The sequence below is a fragment of the Mycobacterium sp. 852002-53434_SCH5985345 genome (assembly GCF_001667155.1).
GTDB lineage: Bacteria > Actinomycetota > Actinomycetes > Mycobacteriales > Mycobacteriaceae > Mycobacterium.
The window spans coordinates 1-1,279 of record NZ_LZIE01000049.1; the positions used below are offsets into that span (position 1 = coordinate 1).

Annotated in this window: 1 protein-coding gene; it reads right to left on the reverse strand. The window is 69.2% G+C overall.

The genetic code is table 11. The features are described 5' to 3' along the window. A partial coding sequence (locus tag A5756_RS11070; RefSeq protein ID WP_066952066.1) for an HNH endonuclease signature motif containing protein occupies window positions 1–1,279 on the reverse strand: 1,279 nt, incomplete at both ends.

Genomic DNA, 1,279 nt, shown 5'->3' on the forward strand with positions numbered 1-1,279 from the left:
GGTCGAGGTGTGGTGGTGGTAGCCATTCGGTTTCGCCGCGGGCGTTGGTGCGGGTGGTCCAGCCTTTTTCGGCGAGCCGGTTGTCGGGGCCGCAGGCCAGGGTGAGGTCGTCGATGTCGGTGCGGCGGGTGGTTTGCCAGCCGGTGATGTGGTGGACCTGGCTGTGGTAGGCGGGGGCATCACATCCTGGTTTGGTGCACCCGCGATCCTTGGCGTACAACATGATTCGCTGTGCGGGGGAGGCGAACCGTTTGGTGTGATGCAGCGCCAGCGATCGGCCGTTGTCGAAGACCGCCAGGTAGTGGTGGGCGTGGCCGGCCCAGCGGATCACATCCGACATGGGCACCAGCGTGCCGCCGGCGGTCAGGGCCTTGCCGGCGGCGGCCTCCAAGTCCTGCAACGTGGTGGTCACCACGATCGACACCGGCAGCCCGTTGTGCCGGCCCAGTTCCCCGCAGGCCAGCAGGGCGCGCAGCCCGGCCAGCAAGGCGTCGTGGTTGCGTTGAGCCGGGCTGCGGGTGTCGCGGCGCACCGCGTCCTCATCGGGTGTCGCATCGACCACCGGAATCTCATCCTCGGGGTTGCACGCCCCGGGGGCGGCCAGCTTGGCCAACATGGCCTCGATCGCGGCCCGCAACTCCGGGGTCACCAACCCGCCGATGCGCGACATCCCGTCGCATTCCTGGGCGCCCAGGGTGATCCCGCGTTTGCGGGCCCGCTCGGCGTCGCTGAAATCCCCGTCGGGGTGCAGCCAATCCATCACCCGTCCGGCGTATTTGGCCAACTCGTCGGGCCGATACCCGCGGGCCTGCTTGGCCAGGTCGGCCTCGGCGGCCTGCCGGGTCAACACGTCCACCGCGGCGGGCAGCTGGGCAAAAAAGCCACGGATCACCTTCACGTGCCCGTCACCGATGAGCCCCTCGCGTTGACCGGCCGCGGTCGCGCTCAGCTGCGGCACCAACGGCTGGCCGGTCAACCCCCGGCGTTCCCCGAGGTCGGCGGCTTCGGCGATACGCCGGGCGGCCTCGCACTTGGTGATACGCAACCGATCAGCCAGCCCCACCCGCAGCGAACCGCCCAACTCCTCGGCACTGGCTTGGGCGCCGAGCTGGTTGATCAACGCGTGCTGCGGAGCGCGCAGCCGGCGATACACCCGTTCCACCCGCTCCAAGGCACGCAGCCGCTCCGGGGTGGTGAGCACGTCAAAAGACAACCCGCACAACCGATCCACGTCGTCGTCGAGCGCGTCGAAAACCTCGACGATCTCCTCACGACTACT